Below are 8,142 nucleotides of genomic sequence, written 5' to 3' on the forward strand. Positions count from 1 at the left end.
CCGGCGCACCGCCGAGGGGTCAGGCGGCCCTGGCCTTGGTGGCGTAGATGTCGACGTACTCCTGGCCGGAGAGCTCCATGACCTCGCTCATCACCTCGTCGGTGACGGCCCGCAGCACATAGCGGTCGCGGTCCATGCCGTCGTAGCGGGAGAAGTCCAGCGGCGCACCGAAGCGCACCGTCACCGGCGCGATGCGCGGGCGGCCCTTGCCGCCGGGCTGCACCTTGTCCGTGCCGATCATCGCGAACGGCACGACGGGCGCGCCGGTCATCAGAGTCAGGCGGGCGATGCCCGTCCGGCCCCGGTAGAGCCGGCCGTCGGGGGAGCGGGTGCCCTCGGGGTAGATGCCGAAGACCTTGCCCTCCTCCAGGACCCGGCGGCCGGTCATCAGCGCCGCGACCCCGCCGTGCCCGCCGTCCCGGTCCACCGGGATCATGCCGGTGCTGGTGAAGAACCAGGCCATCAGCCAGCCCTTGAGCCCCTTGCCGGTGACGTACTCGTCCTTGCCGATGAAGTACACCGGGCGCTTGACCAGCAGGCCCAGGAAGAGCGAGTCGATGAACGTGACGTGGTTACCGGCCAGGATCACCGGCCCGGTCGCCGGAATGCGCTCCATGCCCTCCACCTTGGGGCGGTACAGGACACGCATGACGAATCCGAGAATCGCCTTCAGCACAATGCGGGACAACGGGCCCTCCGGGTCGTGGTGGTCAATGTCGAGCAGGCGCAGAACTCTGCAGCCCAGGACGATACTCGCGGGTCACTCCCGCGCGCACATCGGGTTTACGAGGTCGATACGCACAGTTGACGTGTGTTACCGCCCATGTTCCCCGCGAAGTCCGCGTGCGTCTCCCCGGCATCACCCGTCCGTGCTTACGATCGGCCTGGTTCCGTGGGCCGGCGGGCAACACGCCTCACCGCACGCCGGAAAACACCCGGAAGCACGTGCACAACGACAGACCATCTCATTCAAGGAGCGTGCGTATGCACAAGCGGGAGCAGCCGGGGCGGCGGACGGTACTGGGGGCCGCGGCCCTCGGTGCGGGGGCGGCGGTGTTCGGCGGGGCCGGCCAGGCCAGTGCCCGGGATCGCGGCGGCGAGGCCGCCCGGGCACTGCCGGTTCCGCTGATCATCGGCCACCGCGGTGCCAGCGGCTACCGCCCCGAGCACACCTTCGGCTCCTACCAACTCGCCCTCGACATGGGCGCGGACGTCATCGAACAGGACCTCGTCCCCACCAAGGACGGCCACCTGGTATGCCGTCACGAGAACGACATCACCGCCACCACCGATGTCTCCGCGCACCCCGAGTTCGCGGACCGCAAGACCACCAAGACCGTCGACGGGGTGAAGCTCACCGGCTGGTTCACCGAGGACTTCACGCTGGCCGAGCTCAAGACGCTGCGCGCCAAGGAGCGCATACCGGGCACCCGGCAGCACAACACCCTCTATGACGGCCGGTGGGAGGTGCCGTCCTTCGAGGAGGTCCTGCAGTGGGCCGAACGCGAGGGCCGCAAGCGGGGCCGCCGGGTCTGGCTGCACATCGAGACGAAGCACCCCACCTACTTCCGCAAGCTCGGCCTTCCGCTGGAGGAGCGGGTGGCCAAGGCGCTGCGCGCGCACGGCCGCCACCGTACGAACTCCCCGAACTTCCTGCAGTCCTTCGAGCCCAGCAGCCTCCAGCGCCTGGGCAAGCTCGTCGGCTGCCCGAAGATCGTCCTGCTGGGCACGCCCGACACCCGGCCCTGGGACTTCGTCGAGGCGGGGGACCCGCGCACGGTCGCCGATCTGATCAAGCCCGAGGGCCTGAAGTGGATCGCCGGCTTCGCCCAGGGCATCGGCCCGGACCTCACGGTGATCATCCCGCGGGACAAGGACGGCAAGCTCGGTACGCCCACGTCCGTCGTCAAGGACGCCCACGCTGCCGGGCTGGTACTGCACCCGTACACGGTCCGCAACGAGAACACCTTCCTGCCGACGAACCTCCGCCGCGGCTCCGACCCGAACGCCTACGGCGACTCGCTCGCCTACTTCAAGGCGCTCCTGGGCACCGGTATCGACGGCCTGTTCTCCGACAACTGCGACACCGCGCTGCTGGCTGCCGCGGAATTCCGCACGGGCTGAGCCGGACGCCGGGCCGCCGGCGCGGCGGCGGCCCGGCCCCCGGACGGCACCAGCTCACCCCACTCTCATCTGAGTTGGGAATGTCACAGGAGAGCTCGGCGGCGTTCCGTTTGTCCCGGGCGCCTGCGCAGAATGCTCGCGGCGGAGATTGCCGCTGCCGCATTCCGGGGAGTCCGGAAGGAGCAGTGTCAGCCACGCCATGGCGGCGACGGGTACCCCGCGGAGCCGTCTGTCAGGGCACATCGTTCCGGGCGCACCCCTTACACCCTCAGCGCGCCCGGGCCAGCGAACCGAATAGGGGAGGCATAGGCGCATGGGCACGAGTGTGACCATCTCTGCGGCGACCGACGAGGACGCCGAGCAGATCCTCAAACTCCAGTACCTCTGCTACCAGCAGGAAGCCGCGCTGTACGACGACTACGGCATCGAGCCGCTCACCCAGACGCTGGAGGCGCTGCGCGCCGAGCTGGGCGCGGGCTGCGTCGTGGTCGCCCGGCTCGGCGAGGAGGTGGTCGGGTCCGTGCGCGGCACGGTCGACGAGGACGGTACCGGGCGGATCGCCAAGCTCATCGTGCACCCGCGGATGCAGCGGCACGGCCTGGGCGGACGGCTGCTCGACGCCGTCGAGCGGCGGCTCGCGGAGGAGCACGCGGCCCTGCGCTACCGCCTGTTCACCGGTCACCGCAGCGACGGCAACCTGCGGCTCTACCGCAGCCACGGCTATGCGCCCGTGGGAACCGAGCAGACCGGCCCCCGGATGGGCGTGGTGACGCTGGAGAAGGAGCGCCGTCAGGACGTCGCCGCGGTGGCGGCGCCCGCCGGACCGGGCGTGGGCGAGCTCGCCGCGCAGGCGTAGCCGGACACGCGGGAACTCAGGAGGACGGGCCCGGTAGCGGGCCCGTCCTTCAGTCCTGGACCCCGGCGGCCGGCTGCTCCGTACGGGCCCGGCGCAGCCACAGCAGCCCGGTGACGGGCAGGATGACCGGGATGAACAGATAGCCCATGCCGTAGTCCGACCAGACCGTGGCGTCGGGGAACGCGGAGGGGTCGAGCAGCGTCCAGGTGCCGATGCCGAGCACCCCGAGCAGCTCCAGCGCACAGCAGGCCAGCGCGGCCCGGCGGGCGCCCTCACCGCCGCGCACCAGCGAGAAGAGGATGAACCCGTAGACGACCGCGGAGAGGGCCGAGAGGCTGTACGCGAGCGGGGCCCGGTCGAACTGGGCGAGGAGCTGGTAGAGCGAGCGGGACGCGGCCGCGACGGTGAAGACGCCGTAGAGCGCGACCAGCAGCCGTCCGGGGCCGGTGCCCAGGGAACGCTTCGCCGGCGCGGTGCTCTCGGCGCCGTCCGCTGTCGTGGCCGCCGTGGTCTCAGGCACTGCCGCCTCCCCAGATGTCGAACAGCCGCACTTCCAGTACGGCCAGCACCACGGCGCCCGCGGCGGCGGTGGCCGAACCCCAGCGGGTGCGCTCCGAGAGCGACATGAACCCGGTCGCCGGGACACAGGCGGCCGCCCCGAGCAGATACGCCACGAAGAGCGCGGTGCCCTTGTCGGGCGAGTGTCCGCCCGCCAACTGCACGACGGCGATGACCAGTTGGACGATGCCGAGCAGCGACACCAGAGCCATGCCGATGAAGTGCCAGTCCTTGGTGGGCTGGTCACGGAACGCGGCGAAGCCGCACCAGGAGGCGAGGGCGAGAGCGGCCAGCGCGACCGCGATCGTCAGCGCGTCGATCACCGGGGCCTCCGGGCGGCATACCGGTGCGCCGTGGGGTTGTGGAGCATGGGGTGATGCTAATCGCCCGAGGGCGGGCGGCCGCGTCCGGCCCCACCGTGGCACGTACGCTCGTGAAGTATGAAGATCACCGCTGATGCGCTCCTTTTCGACAATGACGGCACCCTCATCTCGTCCCTGGAGTCCGTGTACCGCTGCTGGTCCCGGTGGGCGAAGGAGTACGGCGTCACCGAGGAGGACTTCGCCCGGGTCGCGCTGCACGGCCGTCCGGCGGGAGAGATAGTCGCCGATCTGCTGCCCGCGGACCTCGTCCCGGCGGCGGTGGCCCGGATCGAGCAGCTGGAGGTCGAGGACGCCGGGGGAGTGGTGGCGCTGCCCGGCACCCTCGCCCTGCTGGAGAGCCTGCCCGCCGAGCGGTGGGCCGTGGTCACCTCGGCCACGCAGCGGCTGGCCGAGGCCCGGCTGGGCCAGGCCGGGATCCGGCCCAAGACTCTGATCGCCGCCGATGACATCACCCGGGGCAAGCCGGACCCGGAGCCGTTCCTGCTGGCCGCCGCGCGGCTGGGAGTGGACCCGGCCCGCTGCGTGGTGTTCGAGGACGCCCCCGTCGGGCTGGCGGCGGGTCGCGCGGCCGGAATGATGACCGTGGCGTTGGCCACAACGCACCGCGCCGAGGAGCTGTCGGCGGACGTCGTGGTCCCCGACCTCTCGGCGGTATCCGCGCAGGCCACGGACGGATCGGTGGAGATCACCGTCGCGCGGTAGCGCGCTGTCCACGGGTCGGTCGGGCGTGTCCGCTATGCGGACTGGCTTGATCGGCCCGCACGGCTGTCTGGTTTACTTGCCGCCATGACCACGACGAGCTACCGCACCCCTGCGACCGAGGCGTACCAGACGTCCGGTGCTCGTTGCATGTGTCGAATGTGTGACCGCTGAGGGCCCCCGCCCCATCTCGCGCCCCGAAGTGAGACCCTCCCCCGAGCTCTTGAGGAGCAGGGTGGACCCCCACCGCGCCGTGTCTCCGTCGCCGACGGAATCCGGCCGCCCCGCGTCACCGGAACCCGGAGCCGGGCCCCGCGCCCGCGCCCGTTCCCCCCTGCCGCACTCGCAAGAATGCCCCGTGCCCCGGCGGGCGACCCGCCGAGCACTCGACAGTGACGGAATTCCCCTGTGATCACCACTACGGGCCTGACCAAGGTCTACCGTTCAGGAGACCGCGAAGTCACCGCCCTGGACGGCGTCGATCTGCACGTCCGCGAGGGCGAGGTGTACGGCGTCATCGGCCAGAGCGGCGCCGGTAAATCCACCCTCATCCGCTGCCTCAACCTCCTGGAGCGCCCCACCTCCGGCACGGTCACCGTCGCCGGTCAGGAGCTGACGTCCCTCGCCGGCCGCGGCCAGCGCGCCAGCGCCCCGCTGCGCGCCGCCCGCAGCCACATCGGGATGGTCTTCCAGCACTTCAACCTGCTGTCCTCGCGCACCGTCCAGGACAACGTCGAACTGCCGCTGGAGATCCTCAAGGTCGACCGCCGGGAGCGCTCCCGCAAGGCGTTGGAGCTGCTGGACCTGGTGGGCCTCGCCGACAAGGCCAAGGCTTACCCCGCCCAGCTCTCCGGCGGCCAGAAGCAGCGCGTCGGCATCGCCCGCGCGCTGGCCGGCGACCCCAAGGTGCTGCTCTCCGACGAGGCCACCAGCGCCCTGGACCCGGAGACCACCCGCTCCATCCTCCAGCTGCTGCGCGACCTCAACCGCAAGCTGGGCCTGACCATCGTGCTCATCACGCACGAGATGGACGTCGTCAAGACGATCTGCGACTCGGCCGCGCTGATGAAGAACGGCCGCGTCGTCGAGCAGGGCACCGTCGCCGAGCTGCTGGCCACCCCCGGCTCCGAGCTGGCCCGGGAGCTGTTCCCGGTCGGCGGCGAGCCCTCGGCCGACGACCGCACCGTCGTCGACATCACCTTCCACGGCGCGGCCGCCACCCGCCCGGTGATCTCCGAGCTGTCGCGCACCTACAACGTCGACATCTCGATCCTCGGCGCCGCCATGGACACCGTCGGCGGCAAGCAGGTCGGCCGGATGCGCATCGAGCTCCCCGGCCGCTTCGAGGAGAACGTGGTGCCCATCGGCTTCCTGCGCGAGCAGGGGCTGCAGGTCGACGTTGCCGATGTCGCGGGCGCCGCCGACGCGACCGCCGAAGCCGTCGACGACGCGGTGACCCCGGCGCCCGCCGGCGCGCTGCAGAAGGAAGGTGCCAAGTGACCTGGAACGAGATGCAGCCGCTGCTGTACGACAACACGCTCGACACCCTCTTCATGGTGTGGTGGTCGACGTTCTACGCGGTGCTCATCGGCATCCCGGTCGGTGTGCTGCTGCATCTGACCCAGCGTGGCGCCGTCCTGCAGAACGTCGTGGTGAACAAGGTGCTCGGCGCGATCGTGAACATCGGGCGGTCCTTCCCGTTCCTGATCCTGATCGTCGTGCTGATCCCCTTCACCCGGCTCCTCGTCGGCGTCTCCATCGGCCCGACCGGCGCGGTGGTCCCGCTCGCCCTCGCCGCCATCCCGTTCTTCGCCCGGCTGGTGGAGGCCGCGCTGCGCGAGGTCGACCACGGACTGGTGGAGGCCGCCCACGCCATGGGCGGCGGCACCTGGACCATCGTCTTCAAGGTGCTGCTCCCGCAGGCGCTGCCCGCGCTGATCGCGGGCGTCACCACCCTGGTCATCCAGCTGATCGGCTACTCCGCGATCGCCGGTGCGGTCGGCGGTGGCGGGCTGGGCAACCTCGCCTACACCTACGGCTACCAGCAGTACGAGACCTCGCTGATGATCGCCACCGTGGTGGAGCTGATCCTCCTGGTCACCCTCGTCCAGATACTCGGCGACGTCGTCGTCCGCCGGCTCGCCCGGCGCGGCGGCCGTGCCTCCTCCTTCCGCGTCGGCCTGCGCCGTACCCGCACCGAGGAGCCGGTCGCCGTCACCGAAGCCGCCTGATCCCGGAGCCACCCGCTCCGCCCAAGAGCCCGGACCCTTTGCCGGGCGGACACCGCACATGAACCCCCGTGTGTGAACAAGAAAGAGGCACTCTTCGTGCGCAACACCGTCAAGATCACCGTGGCCGTCGCGGCCGCCTCCGCCGTCGCCCTCGGCGCGAGCGCCTGCTCGGCTCCCTCCGACACCACCGCCAGCAGCGACAAGGGCGACAAGAACGCGCCCCTCGTCGTCGCCGCGAGCCCCACCCCGCACGGCGCCATCCTCGACTTCGTCAAGAACAAGCTGGCGGCCAAGGAAGGCCTCAAGCTGGTCGTCAAGCCGTTCAACGACTACAAGATCCCCAACAAGGTCACCGACGACGGCCAGGTGGACGCCAACTTCTTCCAGCACAAGCCGTTCCTGGACACCTTCAACAAGGAGAACGGCACGCACATCGTGCCCGTCCAGAACGTGCTGATCGAGCCGCTGGGCGTCTACTCCAAGAAGATCCACAAGCTCTCGGAGCTCAAGTCCGGCAGCACCGTCTCGGTGCCCAACGACCCCTCCAACGAGGGCCGTGCGCTCAAGCTGCTCGCCGACAACGGTGTGATCACCCTGAAGCCCGGCGTCGGCTCCGACGCCAAGCTGACCGACGTCAAGGACGACAAGGGCGTCAAGATCACCGAGCTGGAGGCCGCGCAGACCGCGCCGCGCATCGACGACGTCGACGCCGCGGTCATCAACGGCAACTTCGCCATCGGCGCGCAGCTCAAGCCCTCCAAGGACGCGCTGGCCCTGGAGAAGGCGAAGGACAACCCCTACGCCAACTTCCTCGCCGTCAAGAAGGGCAACGAGAACGACCCGCGGATCAAGAAGCTGGCCAAGCTGCTGAACTCCCCCGAGGTCAAGAAGTTCATCGAGGACAAGTACAAGGACGGCTCGGTCATTCCGGCCTTCGGGCCGGCCAAGGGCTGAGGTTCTTCGGCTGCGGTTTCGGCAGCCGGGTTTCGCCGCGGCTATTCGCTGCGGCCTTCCCCGGGGCCGTTCTTCAGGACCTTTCCCCGAGGCTTTTCCCTGCCGTGCGGTTTTTCCCCGCCGCCCACCCCCCTTCGGGGGGTGGGCGGGTGTAGAGGTGCGGTTGCCACGGGGAGGTGGCCGTAGAAGTACGACATACGGCCTCTTCCGGATACGACGTACGGCCCCTTCACACGACGTACGGCCCCTTCGGGAGTGGGCAGGTGCAGACGTACCGCCGCCCCACCCCCTGGGCGGCGGTACGTCTGCACCTGCCCACTCCCGAAGGGGCCGTACG

General features: G+C 70.3%; 9 protein-coding genes. 6 read left to right on the forward strand and 3 right to left on the reverse strand.

The features are described 5' to 3' along the window. Positions 1-19: 19 nt before the first annotated feature. Positions 20-688 (reverse strand): lysophospholipid acyltransferase family protein, encoded by a 669-nt coding sequence (locus tag EST54_RS32135; protein ID WP_129251215.1) that lies wholly within the window; start codon positions 686-688, stop codon positions 20-22. A 296-nt stretch (positions 689-984) separates the two neighbouring features. Between EST54_RS32135 and EST54_RS32140 the strand changes: the two genes are divergently transcribed. Beyond that, positions 985-2,124, forward strand: a complete 1,140-nt coding sequence (locus tag EST54_RS32140; protein ID WP_129251216.1) for a glycerophosphodiester phosphodiesterase — start codon at positions 985-987, stop codon at positions 2,122-2,124. Between the two features lie 313 nt (positions 2,125-2,437). Further along, positions 2,438-2,980 (forward strand): GNAT family N-acetyltransferase, encoded by a 543-nt coding sequence (locus tag EST54_RS32145; RefSeq protein WP_129251217.1) that lies wholly within the window; start codon positions 2,438-2,440, stop codon positions 2,978-2,980. Between the two features lie 49 nt (positions 2,981-3,029). Here EST54_RS32145 and EST54_RS32150 read toward each other — a convergent pair whose 3' ends face one another. After that, positions 3,030-3,500 carry a hypothetical protein gene (locus EST54_RS32150; protein WP_129251218.1) on the reverse strand — a complete coding sequence of 157 codons (471 nt, stop codon included), beginning with the start codon at positions 3,498-3,500 and terminating at the stop codon, positions 3,030-3,032. Beyond that, positions 3,493-3,861 (reverse strand): hypothetical protein, encoded by a 369-nt coding sequence (locus tag EST54_RS32155; protein WP_129251219.1) that lies wholly within the window; start codon positions 3,859-3,861, stop codon positions 3,493-3,495. The genes EST54_RS32150 and EST54_RS32155 overlap by 8 nt, the downstream gene beginning before the upstream one ends. A gap of 117 nt (positions 3,862-3,978) precedes the next feature. On the opposite strand from EST54_RS32155, the gene EST54_RS32160 reads away from it, so the two are divergent. The 4 genes from EST54_RS32160 to EST54_RS32175 all read left to right on the forward strand — a co-directional run bounded on the left by EST54_RS32160 (position 3,979) and on the right by EST54_RS32175 (position 7,805). Then, positions 3,979-4,623, forward strand: a complete 645-nt coding sequence (locus tag EST54_RS32160) for an HAD family hydrolase (protein WP_129251220.1) — start codon at positions 3,979-3,981, stop codon at positions 4,621-4,623. A 405-nt stretch (positions 4,624-5,028) separates the two neighbouring features. After that, complete coding sequence (locus EST54_RS32165; protein WP_129251221.1) at positions 5,029-6,120, forward strand: methionine ABC transporter ATP-binding protein; 1,092 nt, start codon at positions 5,029-5,031, stop codon at positions 6,118-6,120. After that, positions 6,117-6,851, forward strand: a complete 735-nt coding sequence (locus EST54_RS32170; protein WP_129251222.1) for a methionine ABC transporter permease — start codon at positions 6,117-6,119, stop codon at positions 6,849-6,851. The genes EST54_RS32165 and EST54_RS32170 overlap by 4 nt, the downstream gene beginning before the upstream one ends. A gap of 72 nt (positions 6,852-6,923) precedes the next feature. Continuing rightward, entirely contained in the window at positions 6,924-7,805 is an 882-nt protein-coding gene (locus tag EST54_RS32175) for a MetQ/NlpA family ABC transporter substrate-binding protein (protein WP_129251223.1), read from the forward strand. Positions 7,806-8,142 lie beyond the last annotated feature (337 nt).

Source organism: Streptomyces sioyaensis (assembly GCF_004122735.1).
In the GTDB taxonomy this organism is placed as follows: domain Bacteria; phylum Actinomycetota; class Actinomycetes; order Streptomycetales; family Streptomycetaceae; genus Streptomyces; species Streptomyces sioyaensis.

Bases quoted from the DNA above. Each gene is read 5' to 3' on its own strand.
- EST54_RS32145 (WP_129251217.1), top strand. From the start codon at position 2,438: ATGGGCACGAGTGTGACCATCTCTGCGGCGACCGACGAGGACGCCGAG.
- EST54_RS32160 (WP_129251220.1), top strand. From the start codon at position 3,979: ATGAAGATCACCGCTGATGCGCTCCTTTTCGACAATGACGGCACCCTC.
- EST54_RS32140 (WP_129251216.1), top strand. From the start codon at position 985: ATGCACAAGCGGGAGCAGCCGGGGCGGCGGACGGTACTGGGGGCCGCG.